This is a genomic window from Pseudomonas sp. A-B-19 (assembly GCF_019947515.1).
Taxonomy (GTDB): domain Bacteria; phylum Pseudomonadota; class Gammaproteobacteria; order Pseudomonadales; family Pseudomonadaceae; genus Aquipseudomonas.
In genome coordinates this window covers 41,978-61,271 of record NZ_JAGYGN010000036.1, presented here as the reverse complement: position 1 = coordinate 61,271, position 19,294 = coordinate 41,978, and the positions used below count along the sequence as shown (strand labels likewise).

Here is a 19,294-nt window from a genome sequence, read left to right as displayed (position 1 = left end):
TCCGTATGCATATCTAAAGGACGTTCTGACTCGTTTGCCGACGCAGCGGGCGAGTGAAATTACGGAATTGCTCCCGTACAAGTGGGCGCCCGTTTAACTACGCAAGGAGTGTTCGCCGGACGCTTACGAGCTACCCACTACTGTAAAACGGTCAATTTGCTTTGGCCACAAAACAGCGGCTCGAAGTGGTGTTGAGTCTCAGCCCCCATGACGAAGCCACAATCGAGCTTCACTCTGGCCCCATTCGGCAAGCTATCTCCATCATCTAATGCGAACTGCACACGATCCGTAGTGACCATAACGCCGATGTCGGTTCGAACAGTCATCGACTCATCAAGAACCAATGCGCTATATCCAATCTTGGCAGGAGGCTTGATTTGTTTTAGCGGGTCATCAGCTGCAAGTGTGAATACTCGCCCTGTAAACTGCATGGGATTTGGGCCAGATTGCGTCGGTGGCGTCTCAGCAGCCGAGACTGCAAACGAAAACAGCGCCGGAATTAGCAAGAGTGATTTCATGAGTTTCCTTTAAGGGCAGGGAATCGAGGGCATCCCCGAATATATGGCCAAAAGCTACTCTCCGAGTCAATGGCTCGCCCAGGAGCGTGCCGTCTAGGCAGCCCATCTTGCACGCCTACGCCGGTTGCCACCTATGCGGCAGCAGCTCTGCAATCTCACTCGCCCGCTGCGTCGGCATGCTCTTGCAGTCGATCGGGTAAGGACGCGGTTGCGAAGTAAGCATTGAGATCTTGCTGGGTAGAAAGCCCAGGTCGAGGCATGCCCGATCGCGCTGCAAGCTTGCCAGCGGAGAGCGCCGCCGCCCCTTCTTAGTACACGACGCGTTCGGACAAAATGACTTCACCGAGGCTCAGTTTTTTACGCCGGCCCGCTGCGATCCCCATCATCAGAAGCTTTTTGGGTTTCAGCTCTGACAGCAGGAGCGTTGTGATGGCGGTTGCATTGACGTTGCCAGCGTTGCCAAGAGAAGCGATGACGCAAGAAAGTGGGCCGTCTGCTCGTTGGATCCTCGCGGGCCAATAGTGGACGCCATGTGCGGTGAAGCACGCAGGAACATCTTCGTCAACACGAACACTTTCTTTGCAGCTGCCAGCTCAATAGCGATGGCCGTGATGACCAGAGGTCAGGAGGTCAGGAGGTCAGGAGGTCAGGAGAGCGTGCTGCTTCCCTGGCCACGATCTCATCTTGGAACATTCCAACGGAAAGATCTGCCAGCTTGTCCAGGCAGTGGAGCGGCTCCTGCAGAGACATGCTGTCCAGTCGGCCTTTCACCTGCTCGCCCGTGAACGGAAACAACGTCAGGGGCTCCTTGAAGAAGTTTGCGTGAAGGCCGAGCGCTCCTTAGCCGTTCTCGCTGAACCCACCAAGGTGCAAATCAAATGGCAGCACGGGCAGCTTCCGTCTGCGCATCTTGCGGGCTCGGTCTGAAACACCTTTACCGCCACCCAGCGCAATCATACGCACGACTCCATGCCTACTGAATGCGAAGATGCAGGTACGTCATAGGCGCACGTGTTGCGGCGTAGAGCGCTACGTACGGCCGCGCCGACGACGGTCATGCCAAGCATCATGCATATGTTGTAGTGGGGAAGATGGACGGTTGCCGCTTTGGCGCAAGGACGCAGAGCCAGCACAACGGGCTAGGAAAGCGTGGCAATACCGTCAGATTCAGTGAGGGATAACAGGAGTGCCAGGACGCCATCGAAAAAATAGTTTCTCAATGCCCTTGAAATCAAAAAGAGAAATCGGAGTTCTTATTTGATAACAAAATAGAAGCAGAGATCTTGGAGTCTTCGCCCAGTCTTGGCATCCATAAGTTTTGTGTCAGTCGACTCGATTGATTTCTACTGCTTTTGCCTAGGATCCGGCTGTTTGGTACTGAAAAGTGAAGGCCCAAGTGAATGGATACTTGAACTCGTCGATGGGAAGGACAGATCGTTTGTTCGCGACGTGAGTCGCGGCTAGCTTTTCAAGCCACTCGAAAAGTCAAAACCAGGTCGGGTGCCCGAGAACCTCCGGAGTTTGTTTTTCGTGGGTACCACTATCAGTGACGCCGCATGGCCGAGAGGGCAGACGACGTACAGGAAGAAGCGAATGGCCAATAATGACAGTCAGAGGTAGGTTTCATTGGCGCTTGGATCTGGCGCAAGAAGGTAGGCTTTGGGAAGTAGCCAGGTCACATCTTGGGGCTGCTGCGCTTCAACAAGCGATAGTAGAACTTCTCCTCAGCTATGGGCCGCCGAAGGTGCGTAGTAAAGTGGAGTACCTCAGCCGAGAATGGCTGGGTGACGAAAATCTTCAGTTGTTGAAGAGCGCCTTGATCGAAGCCGACTTGGCGCTTCCCCATCTCGACCAACCTCCAGAAAAAATCGCACTCTTGTCCTGCTATAGCCAACACATAGCACAGGGTCTTTTGCTTCGGATGCCTTTGGTCGAGCTTTCTCGAGATCTACGAGGTTTTCGGCTTGAGCACGACTTGGGCATCTGAAATCTGAGTACTCGTTGGTGCGAACAACTGCGCGTACGATCGATGTATGTGTTTTTGGACACCTCCAGGCCGGCGGTGCTTCCAAGCGTGTCAAAGGCGCCCGCACGCCTAGATAAGGCATTTCGCGGATCCATTTCTCGGCTTTTGCCAGATCATCGGGTGGTCGAGCGCATCCGGTTAAGTTTTGGTGACCTGAAAATTTGCTAGTTCGGCCAAACCGGCTACGCTTGATCGGGCAAATAGCGTAGCGGTGGCCTATTACGCGAGCGGCACAACCGATTCGCCGCGGTTCACCTATGGGGTATCAATCCCATGGAAGAAAGCCTTCAACAACGCGCAGAACACTTTGTTGGCCTCCGCACGCAAAACCCCGCATGGCTACTGCTCGCCTCGCGATGCGCCCCTTTTGTTCTTGCCAGCCTCGGACTGCTTTTCGAGCCAGGTCGTGACGGCATCGAGATGAGCGATGCGCTCCGCTCTCTTGCTGATGCTTTGGCCAATTGTTCTGATCCTGAACTTTACGGGATAGCGCGTGGGACTGAGCTTCAGCAAGCAAACCTAGAGCTCAGGGAATGTATAAAGCGCCGGCTCATCGTCGAGCGTAATGGACGGATATACGCGACAGACTTCTTGGCGTCGGCATTCCGATTCACCGAGTCCCTCGAAAACCGCGTGATGACGTCGACCGCCTCTCGGTTGTCAGTGGTGCAGCGGGAAATTGAAAATCTTGAGACGCATCTGAATTCAGATCTGAGGAGTAGGAAGCTTGCCCTAGAACGGCGTATTAAAGAGCTTCAGGATGAGCTCGAGCGTGCGAAAGCTGGACTAATTCCCGTGCTCGATGAAGAGCAGGCCATTGAAGCGATTAGAGAGGTTTACGGACTCGCTATTGGCCTGCTTGCAGACTTCCGGCGAATGGAAGATTCTTGGCGCGATGCCGACAGATCATTACGTCAGTCCATCATCAGTGAAAAATTTCACAGGGGAGAGATCGTCGACAACCTGCTCGACGGGCAAGAAGCTTTGTTGAGCACGCCTGAAGGCAGGGTGTTTGACAGCTTCCTACAGCAATTGTGGACACCTCACGAACTCCAGCGGATGAGGCTTCGTCTTCAGAACATCATGCGCCATCCAGCTGCTCTCAAAGCACTGGCCAGGCCTCAGCAGATTGCGCTGTTGCGCCTGGTGCCGCGTTTGATTCAAGAGACCGAGTTGGTTTTACAAGCCAGGGCCCGCAGTGAGCGAGACGTCAAAAGCTTCATGAAAACCGGGCTCGTTGTTGAGCACCATCGAGTGGGACACTTACTGAACGAAATCTTCAGCTTGATTGTGAACCTGGATTGGAATCGCCAGGCTGTACGGCTACAAGAAGTGCCACTTCCTCCGATCGGGATGGCATTGGTCAAAGTGCCTGTGGTTGAGCGGCTGCGCTTCAAAGGCATTTCTGGAGAGGAAGCACCGGTTCTCGACCTAAGTCGCCGCCACGTATCTCTCGATCAAATTGAAGAGGAGTTCTGGCTTTCCTTTGATGGCTTGGATCGAGATGCATTCATTAGAGAGACGTTGAGAGTGTTAGCAGAGCAGGGGCGTCCACTGTCCCTGGTGGAGCTAGCTTCGCTCCTTCCTCCGACGCACGACCTTGAGTGCTTCACCATCTGGATCACCATGGCCCGGGAAGCAGGAATAGATATCTACGAGGAGCAGACAGCCCCACTTGATCTGACAGACAAAGACCATCGCCGGTGGCGCTTCCATCTGCCTTTTACCCAGCTTGAGAGCGAGAAGCTTCGCAATATCAAATGGGAGCTCTGACATGCCGAGTATTTTTGATGAATTGACAGGCAAGCCTGGTGATCAAGAGGAACTCAGCGAAAATGCGGAGCAGGAACGTGAGCTGGAAGATCTGGAAATCGATGATTTGGACGTGGAGGACGACGATCAACGAACCCCCCGCGTGATTAGAGAAGTGGTTCAGGAGTTGTTTAAGCACGGTTTCATCGAAGAGGCAGACTATGAGCGACTCTACCGGGCCGCGTTGGCAAACGCCGAGCTAGTGGATCAGATTTTTGAGCCCTTCGATCTTAATGTTCAATTTGACGAAATCAGAGGTTTGGTTTTCATCAGAGTGCTCCATGCGTCCGATGTCATCGTCGAAGGGTGGACGCATCCTTTGATTCGCCATCATGCCTTCAGCCTTGAGCAAACGCTGCTGATTGCAGTGCTTAGACAATATTTGATCGAGTGCGAGATGGAGAACGGTATAGGAGCTACCATTCCTCAAATGACCGTAGATGACGTGATTACTCATCTGCGGGCCTATCTCGGAGAGCACGGTGCCGACTTCAAAGATCGGAAAAGGGCGGTTAGGTTGCTCCTGCAGTTGAGAAATCACCATCTCATTTCCATGAATGAGCATAGTGACAGGTTCACGATACGCCCACTGATCGCTCACGTCGCAAACCCTGAAAATCTGACAGCTTTGCTCCAGTGGCTGCTAGCTCACGATTTTAATACCGACCAGTTCTCACCTATGAGCGAGGAAGGAGAGGACTCCCATGAGTAATCCAGTTAGCGGGAGCTCTGAGGGCTATGTGCTGACGGAGTTAAAGATCTACAACTGGGGTAGCTTCGACGGTCTGCACCTCTCTCCGATCGATCCCGATGGAACGTCCTTGATTGGCGTAACAGGCAGCGGAAAAACGACAATCGTCGACGCGTTTATGACATTAATTTGCCAAAATCCTCGCTACAACCTTGCTTCTACAGGTGGGAATGATAGTGACAGAGACTTGGTGTCATATGTCCGGGGAGTGTCTGGGCTGGGCGATGGGCAACAATCGAAGCAGCAAGGTACCCGTCTTGGGCAAACAGTTTCAGGGATATGTGCCACTCTTCGGCGAGGGCAGCAACTGCTTCGCTTGGGTGTGATATTTCATTTCGAAGGTACCAGCTCAGCGATGGCAGAGCTTGGTAAATATTGGATTTTTAGCACCAACCCGGAAGAGTGCTTGGAATCTTGGCTCGCCATTTTTTACGAGGAGGGTAAGCATGGGCTCGAGCAATTAGAAAATAATGTTCAAGGACTCAACTATCACTCTACCCGCAGGGATTACCTCGCACAAATTCGCGCCTTGTTCCAGGTCGGTGACAACGCTTTCGCCTTGTTGAACCGAGCTGCTGGTATTAAGCAACTAACTGATATTGATACAATTTTTCGCGATCTTGTCTTGGATGACCGGTCTGCATTCAAGCGGGCAGGTGAGGTCGTCAAAAGCTTCGATGACCTCAACGTTATTCACCACGAACTGGAAACTGCTCGGGCACAACAGCAAAAGCTCAAGCCCATAGTGGGGGAGTGGGAAACCTACAAGACGCAAACAGAAAGTATTGAAGAACTGCAGCTTGCTGGCGAGCTAGCGCCGATCTGGTTCGCCGAGCAGTCCCACCAACGCTGGTCGTCAGAGAAAAGAAGACTGGAGCAGGAAGCGGAGGAGGCGGCGCTCACCATGCAGCACCTTGGTGAGCAGCGATACGAGTTGCTGCAACAATGCGAGATGTTCCGTCAAGCCTACTTGCAGAAGGGCGGAGCCAGCATTGATCAACTGCAAAAGCGCGTGGACGAGTGGAATTCTACTAGGAACGTCAGAGCAACGTTTTCAGCTCAGTACCAGGTGCGGATGCGCAGGCTGGGCTTTACCGAAGAGCTATCCGAAGCTGGCCTTGCCCAAAATAAAGCTTTGGCGATTCAACGGTATGAGGAACTAACGCATCAGATTTTAGATCAGCGCTCAGAGGCGTTTCAGTTGGGGATCAACGAGTCGGATGTTCGCGGGCGTCTCCAGGCATTGAACCTGGAGGTTGAGGAGGTCAAGCAACGACCGGGCTCAAACGTACCAACGCGATACCACCAATTTCGTAGCCAACTTGCCCAGCACCTCCAGGTAGATGAGGCTCAATTGCCCTTCGTGGCTGAGATGGTGCAAGTGAAGCCAGAAGAACAGGAGTGGCGAGGCGCGATTGAGCGGGCGCTCGGCGGGCATAGGCTTCGAATCTTGGTTCCGTCTGACAGAGCTACACATGCTTTACGATGGATCAACGCCCGTGACAATCATCTGCATGTGAGAGTCCTTGAGGTCGATCTGGATCTAAAGGTTCGAGAGACTTTGCCTGACGGGTACGTTCGGAAGCTCAAGCTCAAACCACATCCGTTCAAGAAAGCGGTAGAAGCGTTACTTGCACAAAACGACCGTCACTGCGTAGAAAGCTCGGATGCATTGCAGGCAACCCCTCACGCTATGACTAAGGAGGGAATGATGTCTGGGCAGCCTCACTTCTTTGAAAAGCGAGATCAGCGCCTATTGAACTCTGATTGGTTCACAGGCTTCGATAACCGAGATCGGTTGACATTCTTGAGTCAGCAAATCTCTGATGCAGGTAATCAGCTTGAGCTTGCCCTTGAAGCATTGAGAGCTGCACGGGATCGCTTAGGTGATCTCGAAGAGGTCAGCATGGCTTATAGGTTCATCAACGAAGTCGAATTCAGTCTGATAGATCTCCGTGGCGCTGAAAATCTGTTGACCGACCTTAAAGGCCAGTTGGATTATTTCACTCAACCCGGTACAGACGTCGCTTCAGCCAAGTTGCTTCTGGATGATGGTATCAAGAAAGCGGACGAGCTCGAGATTGAGTGTCTCAATGCACGCGATGTTTATACCAGATTGAAAGACCGACTTGGCACTGCTATGGATAAGCTCAGCAAGAAGTCGGAGCTAGCTGAAAAAGGATTAACACCAGAACAACGTGGAAAACTCGAAAAACACCTTCCCGTCGTGATTGCTTCTGAACTGGAAGAATTAGAAAATATTGAGCTCCGGTGTTCGCATGCCCACATAGTTCAGATGAAAGAATTGTACGAAAAATTGAACAGGGCGGAAAGTGATCTGATCAAGAGGATGTCTGAAGCCAAATCAATTGATACTGGTGCGCTGGCTGAAGTTGGTCTTGAAGTAACCGATGCGCCTGTATACCTAGAGCGGCTCAGGATCCTCACCACCGAAGCTCTTCCCGAAAAAGTCGAGCGCTTCCTTACCTATCTGAATCGCTCGTCCGATGACGGTGTTACCCAGCTCTTGAGCTTTGTTGAACAAGAGGTCGTACTGATTGAGGAACGTATCGAGGAACTTAATAACACCCTGCGACGTGTTGAGTTTCTGCCAGGAAAATATCTTCGCCTCGTTACAAGCAAGATTGTTCATAAGGATTTGGTATCCCTACAGTCAGCACAGCGAAAGCTGAACACCGCTCGCTTTACGGATGACGTCGGCGAGACCCACTATCGAGCGTTGAGGGTCGTGGTGGAGAGCCTCAGGAGGGCATGCGATAAAAGAAAGACATTGGGCGCGCGGGCAATGCTCGACTCGAGGTTCAGATTAGAGTTCTCGGTTGCGGTGGTTGATGCACTCACTAAGGAAGCAACAGCAGGCAGGAAAGGCTCATATGGCGATAGCGGGGGCGAAAAGGAAATTATCGCCTCTTACATCCTCACTGCTGCGCTTGGGTATGCCCTGTGTCCTGTAGGGGAAAGCAAACCGCTCTTTGGCACCGTGGTACTCGACGAAGCATTCTCTAGAACGTCCGCAAGCGTTGCTGCGCGAATCATCGCTGCACTTAATGAGTTCGGGCTGCACCCCATCTTTGTAACCCCCAACAAGGAGCTACGACTCCTCCGGCTGCACACTCGATCCGCCATCATAGTCCACAAAAAAGATGGCGCATCGACGATGGTGTCTATGAGCTGGAAAGAGCTCGAAACCTACTATCACAGCAGGAAAGCTAGAGACAGAAATGATGACGGCAGTGGCCCTGTCGATACTCAGTGAAACGATATGAAATCGCCGGAAGATCTTCGCCAGAGGTTAGCCCAGCAATGGCAAAAATCAGGTGTTCGCCTCAAGCAGCTTCTCAATCCAGCCGCTTGGCCGTGGGAGCTAAGTATCGGTAGGCCTTCTGCGCGGTGTTTCAATACACGGATATCAGAGCTCCAAAGACACGTGGAAGCATGGCGTGGGGTCAGTATTGGAAGGGTTGAATGGTCGAGCGCCTCATTTAGAAACGGAGCCGAAAAAATCAACTTCCCAAGCAAATGGTGTCTGCGCACCCCGTCTGAGTGGGTGACCGCTACGGGTGATAAATCGATCATCGAGGAGTACGAAGCTCTGGGGTATCTAGTCGAGCACGTGCCCGAACATTTCCATAAATTGCTCATCGCCCGGCGGCTTCTCTGGAAAGAACGGTCGAGCGATGAGGTCATTCAGGCGGCTGTGCTAGCCTCGAAACTGACTCCAGGATGTGCGAAGGGTCAGCCTTTGCGACTGCTCTCGGGATATGGCGTTGACACGAAATTCTTTGAGCGGAACGACGCGCTCTTGAGAAAATTGTTAGACGTCCTTTTCGAGGGGGAAGCATCAGAGCAAAGTTTGTGTGGCTTTCTGGACGCTTATGACGAGACAAACCACTGGGTGCTGGTAGTACCACTCGAGGCCGGGCTTCTGCCGTTCAAGCGACAGAAAGTGACGACTTCAGAGCTTGCTCAGGTGGCATTGCCTGGAGCGCGGCTTCTGGTCGTGGAGAACGAAAAATGCCTTCACCACTTGCTGGATGTGCCTGGAACAGTTGCGATTTTAGGATGTGGCCTAGACTTAGAGTGGCTGGGGTCAACCTGGCATCGCGAGAAGGCAGTTGCTTACTGGGGAGACATGGACACCTGGGGTCTGCAGATGCTCGCACGGGCTCGTGTGAAGCATGGTGAGGTGACATCACTGTTGATGTCCAAAGCCGCCTTTGACAAACATAAGCGTGGCTCGGCCGTAAAAGAGCTTGTACGAGCGCAAGATACGCCTCCACCTGGTCTGACGGACTCTGAAGCCGAGTTGTTCTGCCTATTGGTGAAACGCACGAAGGGGAGGTTAGAGCAAGAATTTATCCCGCAGCAGGACGTACACGAAGCATTACAGGCTTGGGTGACTTCAAGTATCAAATACTATGGCCCGAGCAGTTGTTATTGAAGCATGGTTTCGAAGACATTCTCGTACGCCTAAGAAATGTCAAAAATACAACATTTCTTAATATTTTGAGACGCAGTCAAATCGCAGTTTCCTCGCAAAGGAAAGTGAGCCATATTCTTGGGGCGCTGCCCCGGGTTACTCGCTCACGTCAAAGTACTGCCGCCTTTTCTCCGGTGTGATGTGGGGCTTCCTGTCCGTGGCCCGCGGAAGGCGGCTGCTCACCACTCTCCGGTAGAGCTATGCGAGTAGTACCATCAGCGCTACTCGGAAAGTGGTGTCGTCATTAGTGAGTCATCGCCTAAGCTCCAGGTTTGAGAGTCAAGGAACTGCCGCTATCAAGGCCATAATTCACAGACAGCGCCCTAAGCCGAGGCCAGTTCTTGCAAGCGGAGCGCGCAGGCGAGCAGGGTGAAAGCCCTCCAGGGCCGAGATCCGCATCGCGGGGCGCAGTTTGCGACAGCCATCCGCCGTAGGCGGCACGCCAATCAAGAAAACAAGTCACCCAGCCATTCGGCGGCAAATACAGACTGCTAACAGCAGAAGCATATGATTAAGGGGTAGGACTGTCTCAGTGGAGGTAGTACCCCATGTCCGATCCATTCACCAAACCATACCTAAACCCTCGTACTGGCAATACAAGCTCGGGAGGAGCCGCTAGAGAAGGGCGCATCAAGACGCTGGGAGGCGTTGACGAAATCATCAGCCAAGCCGTAACCAAGGCGCTGATAGCCAATGCGGATCAAGTTCAAACCGTAAGAAAGCCCGGAAAATGAGATTAGCCAGCCATGTTGGGTAAAGTGATCGAGTTCAAACTGCCCGTAAGGCAAAAGAAGCCAACATTTCCTGCTGAAGCGAGCTTGGCGGATTCCATCGTTCGGCAATTTCTTGATGAGGCTGATGCCCCCACTAGAAATACCCACACCCCTGCGCAAATCCTTGCGTTCAACCAAGACGGACAAGGTGGGGCCCTGGAAGTGAAAAGTGAGGTGCAGATACGCCTCACCTCGCCCTTCACCCTAGGGTACTGGCTAGCTTTGTTGCGCGAGCAAGCTTATCTCTCGTCTTAATGGGAAAAGCGCCACAAGGAGTACATCTGTACTCCTTGTGTGCCTATAAGAGTTGATGGGGTAAGCCTGCGAGTCGGAGCTGATCGCGCGCGCGCGAGTCAGGTCAGGTCAGGTCAGGTCAGGTCAGGTCAGGCAGATTCTGCCGTGGTATTTTTACTGAGATGAATTTACTTCTTGAGGTCACTCATCAGGGTCGTCTCGATGCACGCCTGGATTCGAGGCGTTAGGTCACCGCTGAGCTTACAAATCCCCGTTCTCGTGAAGCCCACCTGGCCCGTCAAACCCTTGTAGCGCACCGAGTAAGATCCTGCATCCACGACTGATTGCGACAAACCGAAACCCTCAATGCTCTCGGGATCTATTCCTACCTTGGAGGCGATCTCTACACGTGCAATGGCAGAAATGGAGCTTATGGATCCTGATAGCTTCAACGAATTCAGGGTGATAGCTTGGAATGTTTTGATTGAGTCCCTCACTATCTGGTCAGTGACGAATATTTGCTCGCAGCTAAACCCGAAGCCAAGTATTTTATCCAACCTGTTGAGAAGCTCTTTTGAAGAGCGAGGTGGATCTTCCATCCGAAATATTAGTTGATCAGTACCAAGTATTTTCACCTTTTGACTGCAAATTGACACGACCTCGTCCTGCCTGCTAATACCGTCAAGGCTTATGGTAGTAGCGTAAATTGACGTTCTCCAGATAAACTGGAATGAGCGCTCTGGAACATCAACTATAAATCCCGTATGCAGTGTGGGCTCATACCGACTTCGCGCCAGCCTCTGTAGAAGTTCCTCCACGGAACAAGGAACTCGAACGGCGTACCACTTAAATCTTGAGATCATGCTTGCCTCACTATTTTATAGCTGACATGGCTTTTTTAGCGGACGTCTCAATCGCCTTCGACAGTTCATCGATCTCGGGTTTTAAAGGAGTTCTAGATCGAGGGAATTTTCCATCAATATTTGGATGAACAGACTTTAATAGTACCGAGAATTTATGACAGTCTTTGGGGTCTGCAAAAGATGCCTCAAGCTTATAAATGTCCCCGTTTCCTAGCACCCGCTTGGTCAGCCAGCAAATTTTTATAATGAAGTAAGTATCTGATGACACTAAATCATTAAGAATTCCCGATCTGTTCACGCCGTTTCCGCGGAGCAACACTTTTTCGATATGTGTTTCGTCTTCGTCGCTTGTAAGATCATCTCTATCTTCATCAGATGGCTTCGGTTTGTATACGTAAACATCCGTGACATCCCGCTTGCTAAACCCATCAAGCCCATCGATCAGCTCAATGAAAAACTTCGTTCTTACCTGCGGTGAAGGCTTGTCAAAAAGTGTGACAACAAACTTTTCAATTGGGGTGGGTGCTTGGGTTGTTATATTTGAAACTATCTCGTCGCGAATGTCGTTGGTGAAGTCATTCTGGGGTGAAACTATGCTATATCCACCGTCTGTTTTCGTGAACTCTATTACCGCATCCTTGACAACAAGCTGCGCGAACTCGGATTTTTTGTAATCGAATCTGGAGTATTGAATCGTTAAGCTGAAGTTATCACCGTCTCGTGAGACGTAAGCATTGTCTCCAGACTCGATGATCTCTCGTCTCAAATCTTCGATGGCTGAGCGAACTTTGTTTACGTCCAGTTCGCCCATAAGCTCTACGGTCGTTGAACGTTCCCTGCGAGGGGCTATTCCAATTTTTTCGGAAATGAGCTTGTGATCGTAGTAGTCATGAGTAAGCCGGGAAAAGTAATCAGCTAATATTTCACGGTCGGTAGCTTTAGAAACGATAGTGTTTCTATTTCTGAAAAGAGTAGTTAACGTCTGTGCGTCAACTTTATGTTTCTGTACGAGCGCGTCAAATACGTTTTTGTCAGATGCGAAATACAGCGCAGGGCCAAATTTTCTCTTTTTCATTCTCTCCAACCCATCCATGCAATGTTGTAACCATCTACCATTGATGTGATAGAGGAAATTTTTATTCCGTTTAAAACCTGCTCGCGTATGGGATCGAAACCCCACATTTTCGCGTACTTTGTTTTTGCAAGGTTGAAGTTTGCCGTTACATCTTGATGTGGCGACTTATGGGTGACGCGAATCTGAACCTCTTTGCCGGACTCGAGCATTTGGTAACGGGAAAGACTGTCGAGAAGGTATTCAAACTCTTCGGGAGATGCGCCAGGCCGGTTGTAATATACGACGTAGCCAGCTTGTGAGTTGTTTCCTGACTGTAGATTATAGTGCTGCAGAATAAGGTAGGGACTGGTAAGCGCCTCTACGGTAGCCGGCTGACCCCAGACATCACCCTGCCGGTGTCGCATCACTAGGTCGGGGTAATAGAAGGTATAGTCAGAAGAGATTTTGCGTTGGTGGATTAGACGCATGATGTCGTTTGCTATGCTGTACAAGCGCATCAGATCTTCAGGGCCAAAGAAGTGAAGGCAGACATTAGCCGGAATCGGGATGGAGTCGAAGCCGATATTGTCGATAAGGTCACTAAATGCTTTTTGGTAACCATGGTCGTGATTATGAACAATCAATAGTCCACGAACTTCATGTTCTTCTAATGTATCTATGCCGAAGGTGCTTCTCCAGGATTCAGAAGACTGCGCGCATTCAATGGACATGGCTAGTGCTTTGAAAGCTTCACGAACTTTGGTTTTGGTTATTGATTCTTCTTTGTAGGCTTTCAAATCTGAGTGCAAATAGATGGTTGAGCCGAGGTATGGATCTTCATAGAAAAAAATCACATCGCCAGGATGTTTGTCTTTTTGTTTTTTTGTTGGTGTAAGGTGGTGAGGGCAATGGCAGTTGAAATTTTCATTCCATCGGGGTTTTATTTCCCATTTGAAATAAGAAAATATGTCTTGGACTAGCGCCTCTGCAATTTCGCCAATATTCACTGTTTCCGACATGGTGCATTCCTAGCAAATTTTCGGATTAGCCTCTAGGCTATTGGCCATCATAGCAGCCCGCATCGAATTTGTAGGCCCTATGTGGGCCTTGACCGAGAGCAGTGGTTGTCCGGGTAAGCCCTGTTCGATAAAAACCATTTGAAAGGACATGCTCAGTGAGCGTGTGAAGGTTAGCTAGGTTGGACACCTTGCGAAAGCTGGTGGAGGAGCGTTGCGCGAATGAAACCCACTCGATACGTCGTGCGCTAGTTATAGATCTTGGTGCAGTTATAGAACGGATGATCATCGTTAAGTAAAGAGGTATATGGACGCTTTGATGGCACTGCGCTATGGTCGCCGGCGGGACATGCACCAAGCCGCGTGATGACTTCTGGAAGGGGCGAGCAAGATGATCTACCAATGCAACGGATGCAATCGTGCGACGTTTGAAACGACCTGTCCTTGGTGCGCAAGCTCTGGGCTTTCACCGTCGTCTGAGCTGAGCTCCAGCCACCTGACTCCACTCGACCCGTCTTTCTACCCGGACTTTCAGTACAGGTCGAAAGGTCTCCTAAAAGATTTTTTGGGGAAGAAAAAGGAACAGGCCCAGCTCAACGATCTGCTGAATAACGTCCTCAGGAAGTATTCCGAGCTAAAGCAGCCGTACTTCATTAATTTCATTCACACCACACGCGAAAGCGCCGGGAGTGCTGATGAGCGTGGAGCGCCTGGGCCTAGGATGGATGGCGTCTACTCGGAGCGGGAGCTATTCAGGGAGGTTCTGATCCGCAAGGGATTCGATGAGCTTGAAGAGCTTCCATCTCTACTAGATAAGTTGTTGATGACCACCGCGTTCAACTCGGAATACAACGGTTTCTCTATTGAACTCAGTCGTCATCTCAAGACAAATCTGGCTGATACTTTAAGATCTTGGATAGAGGAAGCAGGTGTCAGTTTCAGAGCTAACCTCGCTTTGTTCTACTACTTCCTGTGGGAGAACGACGTCTCTTTCTCAGGAGTCCAAGTCAACCCTCAAGCCGCCACCACGGCTGGAATCCCACTGCTGCCAATGCAAGCATTTCGCAACGCATTGAGCCTGTGCGAGGAGATTCATTTCGATATTTTGGTGGAGCGCCTGGAGAGCCAGCTTGAGCATTTCAATCCAGACCAGTTCATCACGATGTATCTCGTGGATGCCATGGACGGATTCAAGTTTGAGGATTTTCTTGTCGAGATCTTCCAAACCATTGGCTACGACGTCAAAGAGACCAAAAGAACGGCTGACCAAGGTGCTGATCTGTTCGTGAGCCGGTTCGGCAAAAACATGGTGATCCAAGCGAAAAATTACTCAGGTTCGGTGGGTAATTCCGCTGTGCAGCAGGCCATCTCAGCCAAAGCATTCTACGGTTGCGATGAGGCCATGGTGGTCACTAACTCGTACTTCACCCGGTCTGCAAAAGAATTGGCGAGTACGGCAGCTGTTCGGCTGGTTGATCGCGAAGGGTTGCAAAGGTATCTAGATGACTACAACCAGAAGCTCATCGAGGTCTTTCAGGCTGAGGAAGAAAGTGCATAACGCTGTTCGTGCAGCGTGGTGAAGCGATTGATGTAGAGGATATCCAAGACAGCGGGTGGCCCAGGCCAATGTGCAAGCGGAGCGCGCAGACCAGGTAGGTCGCAGGGCAAGAGGATGGAAGCCCGCAGGGCCATGACCCGTCGAAGACGGGGCGTGGTTTACGACAGCCATCCCCGAAGGGGCATGCCCGAACAACAAAGCATCCGAAGCTTATCGAGCCGCGCGTTGATCGTGCGTGCGAGGCGTTACACCTAAAGCGCAAAGATCATAAGTCTTGCGCAACGCCACCTCGTCGTCAGAGCAGACACTGGAATGTGCAAAGATCGAAGACAAGAAACGTTTACGCTCGCCATTGCTAATCTCAGACCAAACCCTCGGCTGACCTAGAAGATCTGGGACAGCCAGACGATCCAGAAAATACTCTTCTAAGCTATGCAAACGCTGCTGGCCATCGATCAGGATCTCACTGTTCTCGGCCAGAGTCCTGTCTGCACCTGCGGAACCGCTCCATTCGTTCGTGAGATAACTCCCCAGATCTGCACCCGACCAGGCAGCAGTAATGAATCGAGCCTTTTGCCCCACATTCCACACTAAGTGCCGCTGCCAGGACGGAACGGGAATGCCCATTACGAACCGTGTGGCCCAAGGATATTTATCGTGGACAGACGAAGGATCTGCTTGGTACTTCTCCAATCGGCAAGCCAGGACATCAATAGGACACTGGTGAGTTGAGGTCGCCAGAATCCGTTGAGGCATTTGGATTGTGATATCTGAAGCTTCGTCATCGGCGTAGCGCTGAAATATGGGGGACATCGATTTCCTTAGGGGAGGGTGGTGCTACACGCGGGTCGGGGTATTTGAGTGGATGTGATGCCGGCGCCATTCATCAATGGTCGCAATTATCAGTAGGTCGCACTCAGTGGATTTGGTGTCGATCTGTTCGCTGTCTACCAGGGCCTGGGCATATCCCTCCGCCCGGGCCGAAGCTTTGTCAAACTCCGGAAGGGAGTCGGACGATCCGATGTAATTGATCAATCGCTCCCATGCTCTCCGCTGCCGATTGCCTTGGATCGTTTGAGAAAACGCGATGGCGCCAATTAGGCGCTCGATAAAAGCAATCGTCGACTGGTTCAAAGCTGATTTCTCATCATGTACATACAGATGAAAAACGGATGATTTTTGAAAACCTTGAGCACAAACGAAAAATTATTTTGCAATGGCGTGCTGTGAATGGCTTTGTACCATTCCGCTACGCAGATCGGGCAGGGGCGTTACGACCAATGTCAGCATCATTGATGGGACGTAACTGGCTACCGCTTTATCCATGCTACCGGAGCAATTCCCCCTTACGCCGTGCCAGTACTGCACGAACTTTAGCCATTCCTCTTCGCTATAGCCGCCGAAGGCTATACCTCAAGGTGCTGCTTTAGCACGCCACTCTTTCTTCCGCGTGAGCATCTTTAGTTCGTATTCCGAAATGGCGCGTGCCTTACGTTGACAGCAGTATTCCGCTGTCTTTGAACGAGGCAACCCGCTAATCGTGTGCTTACTGATCCAGGCCAAATAGCTCTCTATAGGTGTCAGCGTCTCGGGGAGGAGCTTTCGCTCGGTCATGTTCTTGCCCCGGTGTCCTGACCGTGTCAGGAGATCAGACAGATCGGAATACATTAGGCCAGAGGAGGGGATCAAGATCCCATCACGCCTCGACTGAAGCCGGGGTGCTTCAATGACCTCAGGCCGGTCATTTTCATATGTGGAGGCGGCTTCCGCAGGTAGCACATCCGGTGTGAGCCCAAGCGCCTCTGACTCGAGAACTTCCTTGGCTCCCCGCCAAAAAACATAGTCGGAGCGACCAGAGTAAATTTCGCTCTCGCTCGCGAAGTTCACGGCCATACGACGATGGGCGCTGGCTCCTGTGACGACTGACCATAGCGACTCAATTGCAGCAAAAGTAGTGCTGCCTACCTTTGCATCCAAGAAGATATAGAGAGAGTCCCCGCTCACGTCCATAAGCTTGACTGGCGATAGTGCCCCGAGCTCACATGCGGCCTCCAGGATTTGGAAGATGTCACCACTTACACATAACGGATTGATTACAGCAAAGCGATGCACAGCGGGCTGAGGCAAATCATCAAGGTTTGCATCTTTTGACTGAACACAACCAAAGACCCTGTACACGATGTAGCAGGGAGCGTCTGAGTCGTCAGGGTCAGGTAGGGCACGAGCTAACTTGAGCGAGGATAGATGGCGCATATCTCTTCTCCTGGGTGCTCATCTTAGGGAAGACCACAGCAGGCTTGATGTCAAGACAAAAAGCGCAAGTTTTTGGCTTTTTCTTCAATTAAATCAGTACTCTACGAGCATACCCTTAGGCTTCGCCGTTGATCGACGGGGGATGGCAGCAATGAGAGGATTTTTTTGCGACGGCGGGGGAAAAATTATTTGGTATTCAGATCGCTATGATCACCCAGGTAGCGCAGAAGAATTGCGCTACCTGGCTCACTCTGGCGCTCAGTGAATTATCGGCGTGATGACGTCGGGGATTTGGAGTTCATGACCTCATAGGCTCACTTAGTGACCCCTAAAAGGGACATTAACCTCGCTTTTGAGACTTAATGACCCATCTGAGGGTCATTAACGGATTCCCGTTTTGAGTTCGACAGAGTACCCCTTGGTGCATAGGTGAATTGATGCTGCCATTTGTCGAAGAGTATCAACCAGGCGCGCTTCCCACCGTCGGCCTCTGGGCTAGCCTCGGATTACCTAATCGCGGCTCTAAGCTCCATGAGTGCATTCGCAATGGTTTGCCATTTTCTTTCCTCGAACAGCTTTCCATCAAAGCTGAGATCTAGGTGAGAGTGCTGAGGGAGGGCCTGAGCATGTCTCACTCGACACTGGCGCGGAGAGCTAAAGCTGGGTGTTTCACATGTGCTCAAAGCGATCGTTTGCATTCGCTGACTTCGATCTTAGACGCCGCTTATGAGCTGTTTGAAGGGGATTTTTTGGCAGTGCGAAACTGGATTATCTCACCGGCTCGCGGGCTTGGCAGGAAAGCGCCCCTGCGGAGGCTACGTACCAGAGTTGAAACGCAAGCAGTGCTCGACCTCATCGGTCGGCTAGAACATGGAGTACCCGCATGAGCAGAGCAATGGCCAGTGACCAGTGACCAGTGACCAGCAAGCATTTAGCTCGCAGCGCGGTCGCCTAAGCAGGTCGCTCTCATGTTCTGAGCAACCTGCCATTTTGCTGCTCTCAATTATTTCTTTCTGGGCTTTCCAGCGTCATCACGCTTATCGCGAACTTGCCCGTCTTGATTCCGCGAGCGAGGCTGGACACCACCGCCTGGCTTGGGAACAGTTACATTCGGATTCAAGGGTCGTCTGTCAGTCATGCTGTCGTCCTTGTATGAAACCTGAGCATTGTTGGATTGGCTCAACCACGAACGCATATGCCCCTAGGCGATCTCAGCGTTGATGGCGCCGAAATCCAGCGTAGCAGAGAGTTTCCTTTTGAGACGTTGCCAAGACAGCCAGTGGCGAAAGGTCAGGGGAGGTGATGCCTACGGTTTTCTCACGAAATGCTTAAGCGCATGACGACTCGCAATTACACGCTCGCGTATCTCTTCGGGATCGATCGACATGCCGCCTTCGCGGGTCACACGCAGAGTCTTCAATCCGTTGACTGCGGTGATAAACGCTCTGTCTTGTGCCTGCTCTGACAGTGGTCTCGTGTCTCGCCAAATCCATGTCATGCACCGCCGGAACCATTTCATGCCTTTCTCTGAACGCCGCGATTTATGGAAACATCATCGATGATGAGGGGAGAAATGTCCTGAGCTTTTTGCGGCGCTCGCAATCTTTCCGTGAACAGCTACTGCCAGTGGCCGGGGACTGTGTTTTCTCAGGCTAGATGGAGGAGGGGCGTCCGTCCTGTAGTCCCGTCATCAATCCCCCGTACCTACATACTCCTAGAGCAGCTCTCGCTCGCGATGCCTGATGCTATCCATCAGATGATCGATATTTCGGGCCCCCGCGGCCCGGCTCAATGTCGTGCTTCGACTGATAGCTTGGCGCCTAGCCTAGTGTTCGTATGAGTGGTCGGATCTGCATCCTGCCAGGACGTAATCTTTTCAATCCGCTTCCTGACTCGGAGTCCGAAGCATTGTTGCCGGCGGACAACACCTTGTGA

17 protein-coding genes are annotated in these 19,294 nt (G+C 51.6%); 9 read left to right on the top strand and 8 right to left on the bottom strand.

Features of this window, described 5'->3' with window-relative positions; genetic code table 11:
• A partial coding sequence (locus KGA81_RS27240; RefSeq protein ID WP_223545205.1) for a transposase domain-containing protein occupies positions 1–97 on the top strand: 97 nt, incomplete at its 5' end.
• Positions 98–137: 40 nt separating this feature from the next.
• Here KGA81_RS27240 and KGA81_RS27235 read toward each other — a convergent pair.
• A complete protein-coding gene (locus tag KGA81_RS27235; RefSeq protein ID WP_223550257.1) occupies positions 138–518 on the bottom strand; it encodes a hypothetical protein in 381 nt (126 codons plus the stop codon).
• 840 nt (positions 519–1,358) lie between these two features.
• Positions 1,359–1,427 carry a hypothetical protein gene (locus KGA81_RS30325; RefSeq protein ID WP_411736578.1) on the bottom strand — a complete coding sequence of 23 codons (69 nt, stop codon included), beginning with the start codon at positions 1,425–1,427 and terminating at the stop codon, positions 1,359–1,361.
• A 1,390-nt stretch (positions 1,428–2,817) separates the two neighbouring features.
• Here KGA81_RS30325 and KGA81_RS27225 point away from each other — a divergent pair.
• The 6 genes from KGA81_RS27225 to KGA81_RS27200 all read left to right on the top strand — a co-directional run bounded on the left by KGA81_RS27225 (position 2,818) and on the right by KGA81_RS27200 (position 10,636).
• Positions 2,818–4,317 carry a DUF3375 domain-containing protein gene (locus KGA81_RS27225; protein WP_223550253.1) on the top strand — a complete coding sequence of 500 codons (1,500 nt, stop codon included), beginning with the start codon at positions 2,818–2,820 and terminating at the stop codon, positions 4,315–4,317.
• Position 4,318: 1 nt separating this feature from the next.
• Positions 4,319–5,068: a DUF4194 domain-containing protein gene (locus tag KGA81_RS27220; RefSeq protein WP_223550252.1), complete on the top strand. Its 750-nt coding sequence runs from the start codon at positions 4,319–4,321 to the stop codon at positions 5,066–5,068.
• Positions 5,061–8,384 (top strand): ATP-binding protein, encoded by a 3,324-nt coding sequence (locus KGA81_RS27215; RefSeq protein WP_223550251.1) that lies wholly within the window; start codon positions 5,061–5,063, stop codon positions 8,382–8,384. The genes KGA81_RS27220 and KGA81_RS27215 overlap by 8 nt, the downstream gene beginning before the upstream one ends.
• Before the next feature lie 6 nt (positions 8,385–8,390).
• Positions 8,391–9,569 carry a Wadjet anti-phage system protein JetD domain-containing protein gene (locus KGA81_RS27210; protein ID WP_223550249.1) on the top strand — a complete coding sequence of 393 codons (1,179 nt, stop codon included), beginning with the start codon at positions 8,391–8,393 and terminating at the stop codon, positions 9,567–9,569.
• A 587-nt stretch (positions 9,570–10,156) separates the two neighbouring features.
• Complete coding sequence (locus tag KGA81_RS27205) at positions 10,157–10,342, top strand: hypothetical protein (RefSeq protein ID WP_223550247.1); 186 nt, start codon at positions 10,157–10,159, stop codon at positions 10,340–10,342.
• A 12-nt stretch (positions 10,343–10,354) separates the two neighbouring features.
• On the top strand, positions 10,355–10,636 hold the full coding sequence (locus KGA81_RS27200) for a hypothetical protein (RefSeq protein WP_223550245.1): 282 nt from the start codon (positions 10,355–10,357) through the stop codon (positions 10,634–10,636).
• A gap of 167 nt (positions 10,637–10,803) precedes the next feature.
• Here KGA81_RS27200 and KGA81_RS27195 read toward each other — a convergent pair whose 3' ends face one another.
• The 3 genes from KGA81_RS27195 to KGA81_RS27185 are packed head-to-tail and all read right to left on the bottom strand — an operon-like array spanning position 10,804 to position 13,551.
• Positions 10,804–11,478, bottom strand: coding sequence for a hypothetical protein (locus KGA81_RS27195; RefSeq protein WP_223550243.1), 675 nt, complete (start codon positions 11,476–11,478; stop codon positions 10,804–10,806).
• 10 nt (positions 11,479–11,488) lie between these two features.
• The gene (locus tag KGA81_RS27190; protein WP_223550241.1) at positions 11,489–12,553 is read right to left on the bottom strand and encodes a hypothetical protein; all 1,065 of its coding nucleotides are present in this window, start codon (positions 12,551–12,553) and stop codon (positions 11,489–11,491) included.
• A complete protein-coding gene (locus KGA81_RS27185; protein WP_223550238.1) occupies positions 12,550–13,551 on the bottom strand; it encodes a hypothetical protein in 1,002 nt (333 codons plus the stop codon). The genes KGA81_RS27190 and KGA81_RS27185 overlap by 4 nt, the downstream gene beginning before the upstream one ends.
• Before the next feature lie 388 nt (positions 13,552–13,939).
• Between KGA81_RS27185 and KGA81_RS27180 the strand changes: the two genes are divergently transcribed.
• Positions 13,940–15,106, top strand: coding sequence for a restriction endonuclease (locus tag KGA81_RS27180; RefSeq protein WP_223550236.1), 1,167 nt, complete (start codon positions 13,940–13,942; stop codon positions 15,104–15,106).
• Between the two features lie 210 nt (positions 15,107–15,316).
• Here KGA81_RS27180 and KGA81_RS27175 read toward each other — a convergent pair whose 3' ends face one another.
• From KGA81_RS27175 to KGA81_RS27165, 3 genes are all read right to left on the bottom strand, one after another.
• Positions 15,317–15,919 (bottom strand): DUF262 domain-containing protein, encoded by a 603-nt coding sequence (locus KGA81_RS27175; RefSeq protein ID WP_223550233.1) that lies wholly within the window; start codon positions 15,917–15,919, stop codon positions 15,317–15,319.
• A 24-nt stretch (positions 15,920–15,943) separates the two neighbouring features.
• Positions 15,944–16,240: a hypothetical protein gene (locus KGA81_RS27170; protein WP_223550231.1), complete on the bottom strand. Its 297-nt coding sequence runs from the start codon at positions 16,238–16,240 to the stop codon at positions 15,944–15,946.
• A 279-nt stretch (positions 16,241–16,519) separates the two neighbouring features.
• Entirely contained in the window at positions 16,520–17,359 is an 840-nt protein-coding gene (locus tag KGA81_RS27165) for a hypothetical protein (protein ID WP_223507730.1), read from the bottom strand.
• Positions 17,360–17,985: 626 nt separating this feature from the next.
• On the opposite strand from KGA81_RS27165, the gene KGA81_RS27160 reads away from it, so the two are divergent.
• On the top strand, positions 17,986–18,246 hold the full coding sequence (locus tag KGA81_RS27160; RefSeq protein ID WP_223507731.1) for an antitoxin Xre/MbcA/ParS toxin-binding domain-containing protein: 261 nt from the start codon (positions 17,986–17,988) through the stop codon (positions 18,244–18,246).
• The last annotated feature ends 1,048 nt before the right edge of the window (positions 18,247–19,294 follow it).

What these genes read in the sequence shown, in the direction of transcription:
- KGA81_RS27190 (WP_223550241.1), bottom strand. Translation starts at nt 12,553, where the DNA reads ATGAAAAAGAGAAAATTTGGCCCTGCGCTGTATTTCGCATCTGACAAA.
- KGA81_RS27185 (WP_223550238.1), bottom strand. Translation starts at nt 13,551, where the DNA reads ATGTCGGAAACAGTGAATATTGGCGAAATTGCAGAGGCGCTAGTCCAA.
- KGA81_RS27180 (WP_223550236.1), top strand. Translation starts at nt 13,940, where the DNA reads ATGATCTACCAATGCAACGGATGCAATCGTGCGACGTTTGAAACGACC.
- KGA81_RS27220 (WP_223550252.1), top strand. Translation starts at nt 4,319, where the DNA reads ATGCCGAGTATTTTTGATGAATTGACAGGCAAGCCTGGTGATCAAGAG.
- KGA81_RS27165 (WP_223507730.1), bottom strand. Translation starts at nt 17,359, where the DNA reads ATGCGCCATCTATCCTCGCTCAAGTTAGCTCGTGCCCTACCTGACCCT.
- KGA81_RS27210 (WP_223550249.1), top strand. Translation starts at nt 8,391, where the DNA reads ATGAAATCGCCGGAAGATCTTCGCCAGAGGTTAGCCCAGCAATGGCAA.
- KGA81_RS27205 (WP_223550247.1), top strand. Translation starts at nt 10,157, where the DNA reads ATGTCCGATCCATTCACCAAACCATACCTAAACCCTCGTACTGGCAAT.
- KGA81_RS27200 (WP_223550245.1), top strand. Translation starts at nt 10,355, where the DNA reads ATGTTGGGTAAAGTGATCGAGTTCAAACTGCCCGTAAGGCAAAAGAAG.
- KGA81_RS27175 (WP_223550233.1), bottom strand. Translation starts at nt 15,919, where the DNA reads ATGTCCCCCATATTTCAGCGCTACGCCGATGACGAAGCTTCAGATATC.
- KGA81_RS27225 (WP_223550253.1), top strand. Translation starts at nt 2,818, where the DNA reads ATGGAAGAAAGCCTTCAACAACGCGCAGAACACTTTGTTGGCCTCCGC.
- KGA81_RS27215 (WP_223550251.1), top strand. Translation starts at nt 5,061, where the DNA reads ATGAGTAATCCAGTTAGCGGGAGCTCTGAGGGCTATGTGCTGACGGAG.
- KGA81_RS27235 (WP_223550257.1), bottom strand. Translation starts at nt 518, where the DNA reads ATGAAATCACTCTTGCTAATTCCGGCGCTGTTTTCGTTTGCAGTCTCG.
- KGA81_RS27160 (WP_223507731.1), top strand. Translation starts at nt 17,986, where the DNA reads ATGTCTCACTCGACACTGGCGCGGAGAGCTAAAGCTGGGTGTTTCACA.
- KGA81_RS27195 (WP_223550243.1), bottom strand. Translation starts at nt 11,478, where the DNA reads ATGATCTCAAGATTTAAGTGGTACGCCGTTCGAGTTCCTTGTTCCGTG.